This window comes from Candidatus Doudnabacteria bacterium (assembly GCA_037200925.1).
GTDB lineage: Bacteria > Patescibacteriota > Doudnabacteria > UBA920 > O2-02-FULL-48-8 > JBDTSL01.
This window is the reverse complement of record JBBCGO010000001.1, coordinates 393,475-408,109: the sequence shown is the minus strand read 5'-3', so window position 1 is coordinate 408,109 and position 14,635 is coordinate 393,475. Positions and strand designations below refer to the sequence as shown.

18 protein-coding genes are annotated in these 14,635 nt (G+C 49.2%); 10 read left to right on the top strand and 8 right to left on the bottom strand.

Annotated elements, in window-relative coordinates:
- The first annotated feature begins 1 nt into the window (after position 1).
- Positions 2–1,507, top strand: a complete 1,506-nt coding sequence (locus tag WDN47_02450; protein MEJ0021425.1) for a phosphodiester glycosidase family protein — start codon at positions 2–4, stop codon at positions 1,505–1,507.
- A gap of 24 nt (positions 1,508–1,531) precedes the next feature.
- The gene (locus WDN47_02445; protein MEJ0021424.1) at positions 1,532–1,672 is read left to right on the top strand and encodes a hypothetical protein; all 141 of its coding nucleotides are present in this window, start codon (positions 1,532–1,534) and stop codon (positions 1,670–1,672) included.
- Positions 1,673–1,751: 79 nt separating this feature from the next.
- On the opposite strand, the gene purD is transcribed toward WDN47_02445, so the two are convergent.
- Positions 1,752–3,026 carry a phosphoribosylamine--glycine ligase gene (purD, locus tag WDN47_02440; protein ID MEJ0021423.1) on the bottom strand — a complete coding sequence of 425 codons (1,275 nt, stop codon included), beginning with the start codon at positions 3,024–3,026 and terminating at the stop codon, positions 1,752–1,754.
- 132 nt (positions 3,027–3,158) lie between these two features.
- Here purD and WDN47_02435 point away from each other — a divergent pair, with 132 nt between their 5' ends.
- The 7 genes from WDN47_02435 to WDN47_02405 all read left to right on the top strand — a co-directional run bounded on the left by WDN47_02435 (position 3,159) and on the right by WDN47_02405 (position 7,600).
- Entirely contained in the window at positions 3,159–3,374 is a 216-nt protein-coding gene (locus tag WDN47_02435; GenBank protein MEJ0021422.1) for a DUF378 domain-containing protein, read from the top strand.
- Between the two features lie 65 nt (positions 3,375–3,439).
- Positions 3,440–3,652: a DUF5652 family protein gene (locus tag WDN47_02430; GenBank protein MEJ0021421.1), complete on the top strand. Its 213-nt coding sequence runs from the start codon at positions 3,440–3,442 to the stop codon at positions 3,650–3,652.
- Positions 3,653–3,716: 64 nt separating this feature from the next.
- Positions 3,717–4,013, top strand: coding sequence for a phosphoribosylformylglycinamidine synthase subunit PurS (locus WDN47_02425; protein MEJ0021420.1), 297 nt, complete (start codon positions 3,717–3,719; stop codon positions 4,011–4,013).
- 166 nt (positions 4,014–4,179) lie between these two features.
- Complete coding sequence (locus WDN47_02420; GenBank protein MEJ0021419.1) at positions 4,180–5,295, top strand: AIR synthase-related protein; 1,116 nt, start codon at positions 4,180–4,182, stop codon at positions 5,293–5,295.
- Between the two features lie 39 nt (positions 5,296–5,334).
- Positions 5,335–5,880, top strand: a complete 546-nt coding sequence (locus WDN47_02415) for a hypothetical protein (protein MEJ0021418.1) — start codon at positions 5,335–5,337, stop codon at positions 5,878–5,880.
- Between the two features lie 59 nt (positions 5,881–5,939).
- Entirely contained in the window at positions 5,940–7,061 is a 1,122-nt protein-coding gene (locus WDN47_02410) for a hypothetical protein (protein ID MEJ0021417.1), read from the top strand.
- Positions 7,062–7,303: 242 nt separating this feature from the next.
- Positions 7,304–7,600, top strand: a complete 297-nt coding sequence (locus WDN47_02405; protein MEJ0021416.1) for a zf-HC2 domain-containing protein — start codon at positions 7,304–7,306, stop codon at positions 7,598–7,600.
- Between the two features lie 39 nt (positions 7,601–7,639).
- On the opposite strand, the gene ligD (WDN47_02400) is transcribed toward WDN47_02405, so the two are convergent.
- The 3 genes from ligD (WDN47_02400) to WDN47_02390 are packed head-to-tail and all read right to left on the bottom strand — an operon-like array spanning position 7,640 to position 10,102.
- On the bottom strand, positions 7,640–8,548 hold the full coding sequence (gene ligD, locus WDN47_02400) for a non-homologous end-joining DNA ligase (GenBank protein MEJ0021415.1): 909 nt from the start codon (positions 8,546–8,548) through the stop codon (positions 7,640–7,642).
- Between the two features lies 1 nt (position 8,549).
- Positions 8,550–9,476: a non-homologous end-joining DNA ligase gene (gene ligD / locus WDN47_02395; protein MEJ0021414.1), complete on the bottom strand. Its 927-nt coding sequence runs from the start codon at positions 9,474–9,476 to the stop codon at positions 8,550–8,552.
- A complete protein-coding gene (locus tag WDN47_02390) occupies positions 9,473–10,102 on the bottom strand; it encodes a DNA polymerase ligase N-terminal domain-containing protein (protein MEJ0021413.1) in 630 nt (209 codons plus the stop codon). The genes ligD (WDN47_02395) and WDN47_02390 overlap by 4 nt, the downstream gene beginning before the upstream one ends.
- On the opposite strand from WDN47_02390, the gene WDN47_02385 reads away from it, so the two are divergent.
- Positions 10,101–11,858, top strand: coding sequence for an ABC transporter ATP-binding protein (locus tag WDN47_02385; GenBank protein MEJ0021412.1), 1,758 nt, complete (start codon positions 10,101–10,103; stop codon positions 11,856–11,858). The genes WDN47_02390 and WDN47_02385 overlap by 2 nt on opposite strands.
- 46 nt (positions 11,859–11,904) lie before the next feature.
- On the opposite strand, the gene WDN47_02380 is transcribed toward WDN47_02385, so the two are convergent.
- The 4 genes from WDN47_02380 to WDN47_02365 form a co-directional block, all read right to left on the bottom strand.
- Entirely contained in the window at positions 11,905–12,288 is a 384-nt protein-coding gene (locus WDN47_02380; protein MEJ0021411.1) for a hypothetical protein, read from the bottom strand.
- Between the two features lie 36 nt (positions 12,289–12,324).
- On the bottom strand, positions 12,325–13,281 hold the full coding sequence (gene xerA / locus WDN47_02375; protein MEJ0021410.1) for a site-specific tyrosine recombinase/integron integrase: 957 nt from the start codon (positions 13,279–13,281) through the stop codon (positions 12,325–12,327).
- Positions 13,282–13,396: 115 nt separating this feature from the next.
- A complete protein-coding gene (locus WDN47_02370) occupies positions 13,397–13,618 on the bottom strand; it encodes a hypothetical protein (protein MEJ0021409.1) in 222 nt (73 codons plus the stop codon).
- A 122-nt stretch (positions 13,619–13,740) separates the two neighbouring features.
- Positions 13,741–14,619, bottom strand: coding sequence for a hypothetical protein (locus WDN47_02365; GenBank protein ID MEJ0021408.1), 879 nt, complete (start codon positions 14,617–14,619; stop codon positions 13,741–13,743).
- Positions 14,620–14,635: the final 16 nt, after the last annotated feature.

Sequence of the window (14,635 nt, the reverse complement as noted above, 5' to 3'; positions counted from 1 at the left end):
TATGAAAAATGAACATTTATTAAAGACTTCAATTTTTTTCGGAAGTCTTTTGATTTGTCTGTTTTTTGTCCGCACAGCCCGCGCGGCGACCTTCCTGCATCCTCACGGAAGCGTGGTGATCTCTCAGGGCACGATCTACCGCATCAGCGATAACGGGCAGGCTTTGGAGGGATTCGATACCCCTGAAAAATATTTTTCTTACCGGTACAGCTTTGCCCAGGCAGCGCCCGCGACATCTGATGATCTGGCTTTGCCTCACACGGTCATTGCCTGGGGCGACGGGCGGTTATTCCTGGAGCAGGGTGTGGGCTACCAGGTTTCGGGCGGCACAAAGCACGGCTTTGTCTCGCAGGATGCTTTCCTGGGGCAGGGATTTAAATTCAGCCAGGCAAAAGTCGGAACTTTGAACTTGCCCGTGGGCCAGGTCATCGCATCCGCAGCGGAAGCGCACCTTTCCGGCTCGTTCGTGATTGACGGCACAGGCACGGTCTGGTACATGACCGACACGCAGAGACAAGGTGTTCCTTCAATTGCACTTTTGAATTCCTGGGGGCTTAATTTTTCCGAGGTCGTGCCTGCCAATGCCAATGATCTGGCCAAACCGGCCGGGTCATTGCTGTCTTATCGTTCCGGGTCCTTGATCAATGACGGGGGAGTTATTTGGGTCATCGAAGGCATGGGCAAAAGATCTTTTCCTTCCACCGCTTGTTTTATCAATTTCGGATATAATTTGCAGAATGCAGTGGTGGCATCCACTCTGGGTTATGCCGACAACGGGACTATCTGCGGGCCGGCACCCGCGGTTACATATGAGAGAAAGACCGTGGCTACGAGCCGCGGGAATTTCTCAGTCGATATTCTGACGGCTGATGCGAGTCAGGTCAAAGTTGTCACTGATACTGCTGACGATAATGACTGCCTTAATAATTGCCAGGTAAAATCCCTGATCGATTTTGTCAATCAGAACCAGGGATTTGCCGGCATCCATGGTTCATATTTTTGTCCGACAAGTTATCCTGAATGCGCGGGCAAGACCAATTCATTTTACTGGAAAGTTTATAACTCCCGCCTGAACAAGATGATCAACGCCCATAATAATATTAAAGAAGACATGCCGTTTTTGGCTTTTGATACTTCAGGAACAGCGCATTTTTTCAATCAATATAAAGACCTCATCTCTGCAAATTTACCCATCACTGCCGGAATTTCCAATGAACCCCTGCTGGTGCAGAATGGCCAGATCGTGGTCGTAGAAAGCACGCTTGACGATAAGCAGCGCACCGTGAAAAGCGACCGCGGAGGTTTGGGCCTCACTGGCCAGACCCTATATGCGGTAATAGCCCACTCAGCAACCGTGTTTGACCTGGCCTACATCATGCAGGCGCTTGGAGCTGATAATGCGTTTAATCTTGATGGCGGGGGATCTGCTGCCATGGTCTATAATGGGGTTTATAAGACAGGACCCGGCAGGTTGCTTCCGAATGCTTTGGTTTTCGTCAGAAAGTAAAATTATAAATATTTTTAGTAAACTATGAATACCAAGTGGCATGAGCAACATCCTTTTCCCGAGAAAGGAACTGAGCAGCAAAAAGAAAAGTGGCGGGAAGATCACAAACAAAACTGCAACTGCGGCAAGATGATGCTGCCGTACCGCCAAAAGCCCAGAGAATAGGATATTTAAAAAAATAAGACGCCAGTGTTTAATACTGAGCGTCTTTTTGTGAGAGCAGAAATGACCTGGGAGAGCGATGTCAGGTCGCAGCCTGCGCTGCGATCGCTTCGTTCCCGACATCCGGCCGGTACTGTTCACCCTCGAACCAGATCAGGCTCACTGCCATCATGGCCATGTTCTTGGCCATTTCGTACTCTGAGTCTGTGCCCACAACCGTCAGCACGCGTCCGCCCGAAGTTACGAGCTGGTCTTCCACCATTTTCGTACCGGCATGGTACACGTAAGCGTAGTGATTGGGGTCATTCGGCCCCGGTTCGCGGTCGAGTCCTGTGATGAACCGGCCTGTTTTTGGATCGTCCGGATAGCCTTCAGACGCCATGACGATTCCGACTGACACCCATGGTTTGAACTTCGCCTCCATCATCCGCAAGAAACCGGACTTCGTTGTTGCCTGCAACAGCGGCAGCAGTTCGCAGTTAAGAAGCGGCATGATCAGCTGCGCTTCAGGGTCGCCGAATCGGCAATTGATCTCAATGACCACCGGCCCACGTTTGGTGATCATGAGCTGAATGTACAGCACGCCTTTGTATGGCCGGCTGACCTCCGCCAAGGCCTTGATCGTCGGGCGAACAACCGTCTCGTCGATGGTCTTTTGAAGCTCTGAAGTCAGAATCGGGTGCGGCGCAAAACCGCCCATGCCGCCGGTGTTCGGCCCGCCGGGATACAACGGCTTGTAGTCCTGAGCGGAGCCTAAGAAAACGAAATCAGTCCCGTCAGTAAGCACGAAGTATGACAGCTCCGGACCTTCTTCCATAGTCTGGACAAGAAAGCTGCCATCGCCGAGTTTCTTGAGCCGGGTCAATGCCGGGATCAAATCGGTACTGTTGCGGACAACTTCCGCGCCTTTGCCCGCAGCCAAGCCGCTTTTTTTGAGCACGATCCCGCCGCTTGAGCCCGCGACCGATTGTTCCATGGCGGCGAAATTATTGTAATACAGGGTTGCCGGGATCGGGACGTTTGCCGCCTCCAGCAGCGTGCAGCAGAATTCTTTGCTCGTTTCGATCTGAGCCGCCATCTTAGTGGGTCCGAAAATAGGCAGGCCAAACCGCTCGAAGTCATCGACGATCCCCGCATCAAGAGGAGCTTCAGGGCCTACGAACGTAAAGCCGATGCCATTGGATTTCACGTAGTCGATCACGGCCTTGTGATCCTTGACGTCCAGCTCCGTGACGCAGCGGCCGATCTGTGCGATGCCGGGATTGCCCGGCGCGGCATAGATCTCATGTCCTTCTTCAGCCAGCTTTTTTCCAACCGAGTGTTCGCGGCCGCCTGCGCCGAGTATTAGAATTTTCATCGTCCTTTCCTCCAAGAACATGTCAGGAACCAGTTCTACATTTTATCAATTGCCCGGTTATTTTACAAACTAATTCAACAGGCATATACTTTATGGGTAAATAGCTAACGCTTTGAGGGGGTGAGAAACAAAATGTCAGGAAAACATATGGGTTTGCACATGTGGACCTTCATCCTTTTGGTGATTGGCGGTCTCAACTGGGGCTTGGCAATTTGGCACATGGATATTGCTACTTGGGGCTGGAATGTGACTTTGGTAAAGATAATTTATGCTTTAATCGCCCTTTCGGCAATTTATGAAGCCTTGACCCACGTCAAGCGGTGTAAGGAATGCAAGGGTGAAATGTAATTACCTCTTTAAGTAGAAAAAGAAAACAGCTTCACAAGTGAGGCTGTTTTTGTTATCATAATAGTATGATATTTCATCCCCTTGATTACCATAGTTTAATCTGGCTTCCGGTGATCTCGATCTTGGCCATCTGGAGCCTGGTCTGGAAGGGCTTGGCGCTGTGGAGAGCGGCCAAAAACAATGAACCTGTTTGGTTCGTCGTGCTTTTGATCGTGAACACTTTAGGCATTTTGGACATCCTGTATTTGTATGTTTTTTCCAAGCCTAAACGCGGATAATATGTTGACTCCCCGAAAGGGGAGTTTTTTGTTATAATGCCATCCCGTATGGGGAGGGAGAATCATGGCAAAGGCAGGCCGGGGAGTCGTTCAAAAGCCGCGTCAGGTCCTAGTTCAGATGTTGGTGCGCTATAAGCCTGAAGTGCCGGATCCTGAAAAAGCTGATATGCTCGTCCGGCTGACGAATCAGGGTTACCATCAGGTTGCAGGTGTGGCCCTTGCCAAGCTTTTCCTGATCAGATTTGAAGACATCACGCCCAAAAAAGCCCGGGCGGCTGCCGAGAAAATTGGGTCTGATATGCTGGCTAACCCGGTCACGGAGGATTTCGAGATTATTAGCGTTGAAACGATCAAGACCTGATTGGGTTATCCAGTCAGGTTTTTTATTAAAATAATTTGCTCATGACTATGCTCATGACTAAACACTGGATTTGATTTTTTTTGTTTGTGTCCAAAGGCTATATTGCTTATACTATTATCCAAACCTAAAGCAGGGACAATAGACCTTTTTCGAAAGGATGTGTGTGATGCGCGGCGAATACGCGGCAGCCGGAGTGGACTACACCAAGATCGAGCCTTTCAAACGGGCGATGATCCGAGCAGGAAGCCAGACGCTCAACTTCCCCAACAGCCGGGAAGTCTATGTAAACGAAGATGTCCTCAATTCTCATGGCGCCGTCTTTGAATACTCGGGACTACTGACCTCTTGGTGGTGCGTGACGCAGGAAGGCCTGGGCAATCTCAACTGGATAGCGGAGTGGATGTATCAGAACACCGGCAAAAGCCACTACGACGTGGTTGCCAGAGCCGCAGCTCTTATCATTGCGATCGACGTTATCTCGCAGGGCGCGATGCCGGTCGTCTGGACGGACGAGGTGGCTTGCGGCGACAGCGAATGGTTCACTGACGAAAAGAGAAGCGAGGACTATGCGCGCGGCTGCGTTGAGGTTTGCCGGGAAGTCGGCATGGCTTTGCCGGCCGGCGAATCGTCGTCATTGCGGTATCTGATCAAATCCGCGCCGCCGGTCGTGAGCGCGCCATCGTTGAGCGGCTCGATCACTGGCATCATCGCCCCGAAACGCCGGCTCATCACAGGGCGCGACCTGAGACCCGGTGACCGCATCCTCGTTGACCCATCTACAGGCCTTGGAGCTAACGGAATTTCCCTGGTCATCAAAAGGGCGACCAGCGGCGAGCTTCCCGATCAGTTTCTCACAAAGCTTCCTACGGGAAGAACCCTTGGTGAAGAATGCCTCATTCCGATCAAATCGCACGTGAAATTCGTTGAACACCTGCTGGAGCAGAAAGTCGACATCCATGCGCTGCTTGCGGCCACCGGCGACGGTGTCGGCAAGATCGCATTCGACAAGAGGCCGTACACCTACCGGATCCATTCCTGGGTGGAGGTACCTCCTCTTTTCAAATTCATGCGGGAGATCGGGGTGTCGCTGCTTGACTGCCTGAAGACCTTCAACTATGGAGCGGGGCTGTATCTGTTCGTACCGCCTTCGCAAGTCGACGACGTTATAAGGATTGGTAAAGAAGTCGGTCACGCGATCACAGAAGTCGGCGTCGTGGAAGAGGGCGAGCGAAAGACTATCTTCCAGCCCGAAGGGATCATACTGCCTCCACCAGGCGAATAACTTGGTGGACTTTTTTTATTATATTGGTAAAATCTATTTATGCTTAAAATGCAAAGATCTTACATTCCTTACGCCGTTGCTTTTGTGCTCATTTTCTGCATTTGCGGGTTGGTATACGCCGAAGTCCAGCAGGATCTGCGCCAGACTGCCAATGATCCCCAGATCCAGATGGCGGAAGATGCGGCAATACAGGTTCAAGCCGGCAGTCAGCCGCATTTTTCAATTCAGAATATTGACATCGCAAAAAGCCTCAGTCCATACCTGGTAATTTTTGATAAGCAGGGGAACCCGATCATGTCTGATGCGCTGCTGGACGGCAAGATCCCTACCCCGCCGGCCGGAGTTTTTGATACAGCGAAACAACGCGGAGAATTCCTTGTCACTTGGCAGCCGCGACCGGATGTAAGACAAGCTCTAGTGATCGTACCTGTGAAGAATGATGCGGGCCAATTTGTGGCAGCCGGCCGATCGCTTCGGGAAGTGGAAAAACGGGAAGACAAGGCCCTGCAAATGGCCATCGCCGCCTGGGTCATCATGCTTGCCGTTTCTTATGCCGGGATTTTTCTGGTGATGAAAAAATCGTAGAATTACCGCTCAAAGTCCTTAGCTTTCGCTTGAGGCAGCACATATGTTAAACTAGTATCATGAAAAATCAGAAAGGGTCCACAACTTTAGTGGTTATACTGGTCGTGGCTGCGGCGGCTTTGCTGTTCGGCTTTTTGGTTATCCGCCAAAGGATCAAAAAACCTTCCCCAGTTGCACAATCTAACTCTGATCTGATTGCCAACCCTCCTTCCGACCAAACTACTCCCGCTCAGACTCCGGATCAAACCAGCCAGGCCCCGGATATTACACCAATTCCGGCTGATTGGAAGGTTTATAACAATGCCAAATACGGTTTCAGCCTGCAGTACCCGCCCGGTGTAAAAGCCGGCACTATTTCCGGCAATTCAGCTCTGGGCACTGCTGCCGCGCCGATAAAAGGTTTTCATGTGGGAACACTCGTTTTGGTGGCACTTAAAGACGCATCCATCCAGAAGCAGGCGAGTGATTATTTTAACCAGTCATACAATCTGGCTCTGCATCCGCAACCTGCAGCCGATCCGGGAATCCAGGGACCTGCATGCACTGCAGATAAAATTAATAACCCCAATGCAACGGTATCTTCAGTTTCATGTACGGGCGAGGGAGGCCCTGAACGCTATGCTTACATCAAAGGCACTTCCTATGACATATTTGTAGACGGCTATTCCCAGGGATATGATAAGCAAGACAACGGCAAACTGGCGGATGGGGATTATGAAAAAATTCTCAGCAGTTTCAGTTTTGCACCGATCACAACAACTTCAAGCACTTCAACAAATAGCACAGCAAGCGTAACCGGCTCAACTCCAACGCCTGCTCCCAGTCCAACACCCAATCCCACGCCTGCGCCGGCGCCGAGCCCGACCCCAGCACCAAATCCGTCCCCAACTCCGACGCCCTCGATCAAAACCTTTACAATTTCTGCTGATGACAGCAATGCCACTCCTTCTGTGATTTCTGTTGCGGCCGGAACAATTGTTGAGATCACATTCAATGTCAGCGCCACGAATGTTTATTACGGCGGCTTGGATTTCCGAAGCAGCGTGGTCAATTCCGGCACCGTACTTGCCGGCCAATCAAAAACAATTTCGTTCACCGCCAACCAGTCATTCCAGTTCACGCCCTACTGGCCGGCCAGCAATGTCGCCAAACCGTATACGATCAGCGTAACTGTGCAGTAAGACGCTCGGGCACTGCAAAAAAAGACGGCAATAAATTGCTGGACGCAAATTTATTGCCTAAGTCCTCGGCCTCGTTGCGGTAATGCAACTTCGGCCTCAGAATTCTTTTTTATGCAGCACCCTCGCTAAAGAAAAAATTTGAAAGAGCCTGAAAAGGCTATTTTGTTTTAGTATTGACAAAATGGTCAAAGTAGAGTAAGATTCATAATTAGAACAAAAAAGGGTTACAAGAGAAAATAGGCGTGAAGGAGGAATTCAAGATGGAGTGCGTTTGGGGCGACTTGAACCAATCGTTGTTGCGCAAATTCGCTCGCGGCCTGGATGACAGGATTGATGATGAAAGACTGGCAGAACTGAAACAACATCTGCAGGAATGCGCGGAGTGTCGTAATTTCGTTGCTGAAAACGATCAGCCCTTCGAGTACAATCCGAAAGACCCTGAGTATGACAGTGACGAAGCTCAAGCTCTGAGGAGTAGCTACGACGGTTTCCATCGAACCTTTGGCAAAGCAGACCCAAACGGTGACCCGTTCGATTAGTTGCTCGCCGCTTCAATCTTAAGTATTGAGGCGGATTTTTTATTTTTCAATACGTTTTAAAACAGACTTCAGGTCAATCCCTTTGCCCAAGACCGGCTTCCAGAGGTCGCCCTTCTTTTTCAAACGCGCGAAAATATTTTTGATGTTAAAATCCTGCGGGCTCAAGCCTTTTTTCACTTCTTTCCATTCCAGAGGAGTTGAAACCGTAGCCCCGGGTTTAGGGCGGACGCTGTAGGCGACAGCCAAAGTCTGGCCTTTGTTATTTTGCAGATAGTCCAAGTAAACCTTCCCCTGCCTTTTCGCCGGATGGCGTTCCAGGCTAGTGATGTTCGGCAGTTTGCTGTTGACCAAAATTACGATCTGGTGCGCCAGATGCCGGACCTGGTCGTAATTATATTTGGCGCCCATAGGCACATAGATATGCAACCCGGTTGCGCCCGAAGTTTTGCAATAGCTTGGAAGTTTTAATGAATTTAGAACCTCGTGCACGGTTTGGGCGACTACAACAACCTGGTCAAAGGAAATTTTTTCCGGGTCCAGGTCAATGATCATAAAATCCGGATGATGCAGCTTGCCGATCCTGGAATTCCACGGATTGATCTCTATGCAGCCAAGATTGGCCATATAGATCAGCGTGGCCTTATCCTGGCAGACCAAATAATGGATATCTTTATCGTTGGATTCCGAATAGATATTTTCAACCTTGGCCCATTTAGGCGGTATGTGGTCCACGTCTTTCTGGAAAAAATTTTTGCCTGTAATGCCGTTGGGGTGGCGGTTTAAAGATTCCGGCCGGTTTTTAAGATAAGGCAGAATATATGGCGCGATCTTTTGATAATAATCGATGACGTCGCCTTTAGTGTATTTTTCTTTCGGCCAGAAGACCTTGTCCAGGTTGGTCAGTTTGAGAACTTTTCCCTCAATTTTGATAGTGGTTTCTTGTTTCATATTATTTAGGCAGTTCTTTTCTTACTTCACTTGCTTTTTTGTCGGGCCTAAGTCCCAGGAAAGCCGGCTGTCGCATATGTCCGTCTTCTGTCCATTCTTCGAAAGCCACTTCGCCGACCAGTTTGGGTTTGACCCAGGTGGTTTCTCCGCGGGTTTCCGGCGGATTTTTAAATGCCGGGTTTTTTTGGATCAGCGGTTTTAGTTTATTATAAACCAAATTCAAAGTTTGTTCGTCAAACCCGGTGCCGGCGTGTCCGATGTATAGTAATTTACCCCGCTCGTAAACACCCATGACTAAAGCGCCGAATTTTTTGCGGCTGCCGGAAGGCTTGGTAAATCCGCCGATAACCACTTCCTGTTGCGGGCGGTTTTTGATCTTTTGCCATTCTTTGGTTCTTTTGCCCGCACGGTAGGGACTTTGGTAATCTTTGGCCATGATGCCTTCCCAGGTTTGTTTTTTGGCCTTCTCGTATAATTTTTTGCCGTGGTCCAAAACGTGCTCCGAATATTTTATAAGGGCATTCCGGGGCAGGATTTTTTTGAGAAGTTTTTTTCGTTCAAGCAGCGGCTGGCTTCGGAGGTCCTTGCCGTTGAGAAATAAGAGATCAAAGACATAATAAACCAGGTTCCCTTTGCCGGTTTGCTGGTAATGCTGCAAAAGCTCGAAACGCGATTTGCCGCGGCTGTCCAAGATCACGATCTCGCCGTCCAGGACGGCTTTTAATTTGTGTCCCTGCAAACTTTTGATGATCGGCGAAAACCGCTTGTTGAAAGACAGAAGATTTCTGGAATATATTTCAACACGATCATTTTCAACTTCGGCGATGGCGCGGAAGCCGTCCCATTTGACCTCAAACAGCCAGCCATCCGCGTCAAACGGCTTATCAACCAGCGTTGCCAGCATGGGTTTGATGTGGCGGACTCTCATTTTTTCTTATTCGATTTCCAAACTTTATCTGTTTTGGCGATCTGGGCAAGGCTTTTGCCGCTTAAGACGGATTTAACCTGCCTGGTGACGTCGGTTTTTTTTACGAAAGAATCTTTTTCTTTGATCAAAAGCCAGGAATTTTTTCCGCCCCAGTTGCTTTTCAGTTTTATCAAGGCAAACCCGCCTTGGAGCTTTTTGCCGCTGAGCACGACTTTGACCTGTCCGGCTCTCAGTCCTTGTTTGATAGCTTTCTCGCTGTCCGCTACTGAATTCGTGCCAAGAGCTAAATACGTGCCAAAATCCCAGACTATGACCGAGCCTGCACCGTAATTGCCCGCCGGAATATTGCCTTCAAATTTCATGTAATCAACCGGATGGTCCTCCACCTTCATTGCCAGGTGCTTTTCCGCAAGCTTCAATGATGGCCCTTTGGGCACAGCCCAGCTTACCAGTACCCCATCGTGTTCCAGGCGGAAGTCATAATGCAGCTGTCTGGCGTGGTGTTTTTGCACGACAAAATGCAAGGCACCTTTCGCTTTGATCGGTTTGCCTTCAGGTTCGGGTGTTTCGCTGAATTTCCGTTTCTTTTTATAGGTGGCTAAGCTCATGCTATAATTATACCTCATGAAACTCCTCTGGTCATACTTATCCAAATATAAAAAATTACTTGGTGCAACCATCGCTCTGGCGACGGTCAACCAGGTGTTTTCAATGTTGGATCCCCAGATCTTCCGGATCATTGTAGATGACTACGTAAGCAAAATTGCAACTCTGTCGCATTCCGTATTTTTACGCGGCATCATTTTGCTGCTGCTGGCCGATGTGGGCGTGGCTCTGGTATCAAGGATAGCCAAAAATTTTCAGGATTATTACCTCAATGTCGTGGTGCAGAGAGTCGGGACGCAAATGTATTCGCACAGCGTTCAGCATTCTTTTTCCCTTCCGTATGCGGTTTTTGAAGACCAGCGCAGCGGTGAATTTTTACAAAAACTTCAGCAGGCCAGGCTCGATGCCCAAGCCTTCATTACCAGCACTGTCAATATTTTGTTTCTGTCCACGATCGGGATTCTGCTGGTCATCATTTATGCGTTCTGGGTCAACTGGATGGTAGGCGCGGTTTACTTTGCCATGATCCCGATTTTAGGCATTACGACTTTCCTTATCAGCCGCAAGATCAAGGCCGCCCAAAAAAGGATAATCAACGAAACCGCAGCTTTGGCCGGATCCACCACAGAGACGATCCGCAATGTGGAATTGGTAAAAAGCCTGGGTCTCGAGAACCAGGAAATTAAACGTTTGAATGAGACCAACAATAAAATTTTGACTCTGGAACTGGAAAAGATCAGAATTATCCGCACGTTCAGTTTTATCCAGGGCACGACGATCAATGCCTTAAGGTCAGGGCTGATGCTTCTGATGCTGTGGCTGATATTTACGGGCGGCATTACGTTCGGCCAGTTTTTCTCATTGCTGTTCTATTCTTTCCTGATCTTCAATCCGCTGGGACAGTTCGGCGACGTCGCCCAGCAGTATCAGGAAGCGAAAGCCAGTTTGGACCGGCTGGACCAGATCCTGAAGATCGAGCCTGAAAAACAGCCGGCTCATCCGATCGCTGTGAAAAAGCTCACGGATATAAAATTTCAAAATGTGGATTTCAAATATGAGACAGGCGACAAACCGGCGCTGGAAAATATCAATGTAGAGATCAAAGCCGGCCAGACCGTAGCGTTCGTAGGGCCCTCGGGGAGCGGCAAAACCACCTTGGTCAAGCTGATCGTGGGATTATATAAGCCGACTGCCGGCACCATCAAATTCGCTGGAGTGGATATCAGAGATCTAAACACGGAAAAATTCCGCAGCCGCATCGGCTTGGTGGCGCAGGACACTCAGCTGTTTGCCGGCACGATCCGCGAGAATTTATTGTTCGCGTCCCCCAAGGCTTCAGATACTGATTGCGTAGAAGCTCTGAAAGCGTCTGCAGCGGATAGTTTGCTGCTTCGCGGAGGACTAGGACTTGATACGAGGATCGGCGAGGGAGGCCTTAGACTTTCAGGCGGCGAGAAACAGCGGTTGGCCATAGCAAGAGCGCTGCTTCGTAAACCCGAACTTTTGATCTTTGATGAAGCTACCTCAAGCCTGGATTCCATCACTGAAGAGCAGATCACGCAGACCATCCGTGAGATTGAAAAACAACAGCGAAGTTCCATCAATGTGCTGGTGGCTCACAGATTGTCCACTATCATGCATGCGGACACTATCTATGTTTTGGAAAAAGGTTTGTTGGTGGAGCAGGGAAACCATGGCGAGCTTTTACGTCAGCAAGGGTTGTACGCGGCATTATGGCGGCAGCAGATAGCCAGCAAAGAAACAGTCAAAGTATAAAATCCAAAAAGAAAAAGTGCGCAGGTTAGTTAGTTCCCGGCACTTTTTAGTTCATTCTACGCGGAGCAGACGATAGGATTGCAGAGGCCCTAACTTCCGGACTGCTTTCGTCCTCTGTGTTCTCGCAGGAGTCGCTGTCCGTGCCCAGATCAAGCCCGGCAAATATGCAGGGGATGGACCTTGTTTCCGGGTCCGTTTTCAGCTTTTCCAGCAGCCGGGTGGCATCGGTAAGTTCGTCCATCGAAGGGATCAACAGGATCATTTTGTATTGAATGCCTTGTTGGACGCGCTGCCTGATCTGGTCAGATGCCTGAAACGTCCCGATGAACTCGATCGGAAAGCTTTCCCCGAGCACCAGATCAGCTATATCACTGACGTTGTATGCAGCGCTCGCTCCGAGTGATGCATAGACCGCAACCAATCGTTGCATAAGGCCTCCTGGGGTTTGTTATATTTTCAGTATACCCTATTTCCCGTCGCGGTGGTATTTTTCGTACACATCACGTAATCTTTTATTGGTCAGATGCGTATAGATCTGCGTGGTTGAAATAGAAGAATGGCCTAGGAGCTCCTGCACGGACCGAAGGTCCGCGCCATTGGTCAGCAGGTCGGTTGCAAATGAGTGCCGCAGAGTGTGCGGCGTTATTTTTTTCATGATACCGGCGAGTTTGGCATATTTTTTAATAATGCGCTGGATGGTACGGGCAGTCAATCCGGACGCCTTTTCTGACAGGGATTCCATTTGTTTTTCCACGGATTCTTTGGCGTCATGGCGGATGAACAAGGCTTTGGAATTATCTTCGCGCTCATCCAGGTATTTTGCCAGGTGGTCCAGAGCTTCTTTGGAAAGAAAAACAAGGCGCATTTTATCCCCTTTTCCGCGCACGGCAAATTCTCCTCGTTTAAGATTGAGGTTATCCCGCTTGATGGCTACTAATTCTGAAATGCGAAGGCCTGTGGAAAAAAGCATCTCAAGGATCGCGCGGTCGCGCAATTTGGTCAGTTTATCGTCTTCCTGGTCAGTTGCATTGATAAGCCGTTCGACATCTTCAATATCCAGGAACTCCACGGTTCTGGCCGGAGTTTTGGGCAATTCAATTTTTTCCGCAGCCAAGGATTTTACGTCCCGCTTGGCCAGATATTTCAGGAAACTGCGCAAGGCGATCAAATGATAATTTTGCGTGATGATTTTTAGCTGTCTGTCTTTCGCAGCCAGCCTGTTCAAAAAAAGCCGATAAGACCGGACCAATTCCAGGTCGACTTCGGAAGGATCCGTGACTCCTTGCTTGGCGCAAAAATCCACAAATCTTTTGAGATAATGGTCGTAGTTGCGCAAAGTCAGCCGAGAGCGATTGCGTTCAACTTCCAGGTATTCAAGGAATTGGAGAGAGTATTTTTGGAGTTTGCTCTTTGTTTCTGTCATGTCGCCCAATGAATAATATCGAAGATTGTACGACTATAGTATAACAAAAAGGAATAAAAAAATCCCAGCGCCGGTTTTCCGAATGCTGGGTATCACTGATTGTTTGGAAAGACTCTTATCGCTTTCGTCGGGAGCGGCTTTTGCGTGCGAGTTTGAGCACCTCTGCTTTTTCAATCTTCAGCAGTCGCTCCTCTTTCTTGAGAGTTTTTCTGATCGAAGCGAAATGCTTTTCCCGCGCTTCGATCTCCTTCAGTCTTTGCGGGACTACCAGCCGGGCAAGCCGGCGTTGCATTTCCGATTTGTTTTCCGAACGACTTTGCGGATATTTCTTAGACATGCAGTGTACCTCTTATGGGAGTTAACCAAACAGAATCAGTTATCTAAAGATTATATAACCGAAAACAAACAGTCAAAATTTTTGCAAACAAAAAACCCGTCTTCAGAAGACGGGTTTTTGCTTTAACTTACGAGCGCTATTTTTTTAGATCGGTATACTCTGTAGGCCAGGTAACCCAAGGTGGTCAGGATTGCCAGCACAATTACTATATCCGATGTCGCCCCTGTTTTCGGAGCGACGAAGGTTGTTACTGCGCCTGCAACTATAGGTGTGATCGGCGGCTGATAAGGGGCCACGTAAGGGGGCACATATGGAGTGACATAAGGAGCCACGTACGGCGGAACATATGGAGTTACGTAAGGAGTGACATAAGGCGGGGGAACAACAACCGGCGGGGGAACAACGACAACTGGAGGCGGGATTACAACCGGCGGAGGAACAACAACCGGAGGAGGAACCACGACCGGAGCCGGGGGAGGAGTTACGACTGGGGCAGGAGCCGGAGCTGGAGCAACAACAACCGGAGCACAATCCACGCCGTAGTTAACTACGATACCCATAAAGACCAACGGATGACCGAAATCATCCACGAATCCTGCATCAAGCTGGACGCGTCCGCATTTTACGGCTGAAGTATTATAAGTAAATGAAGCTACGCCCGTAGAATTTTCAGGATAATCAGATTGACCGCTCATTGCAAGCAAGCTTTGATCAAGGTTTATGCTTGTGGCAGCGCATCCGGCCTTATCATCGCGGAAAGACGCTTTAACGACCGTTAGATGGCCAGGGCCGTTGTTTACTATGTTGGCAGTCCAAGTAAATGAACTGGCAGCGTTTGGATTCAATTCATTACAGTTGCCCGGATTTGCGCTGAAGTTTGCCGAGACATTGTTTGTGAACGAATTGCTGTCGGCATAAGCAGGCATTGAAGTTGCAAAAAGCAACGCACCTATAAATAGGGAAGCGGCAGCGACTTTGAGTTTGAATGTAAATATTGTCATTTGGTCTCCTGACTTG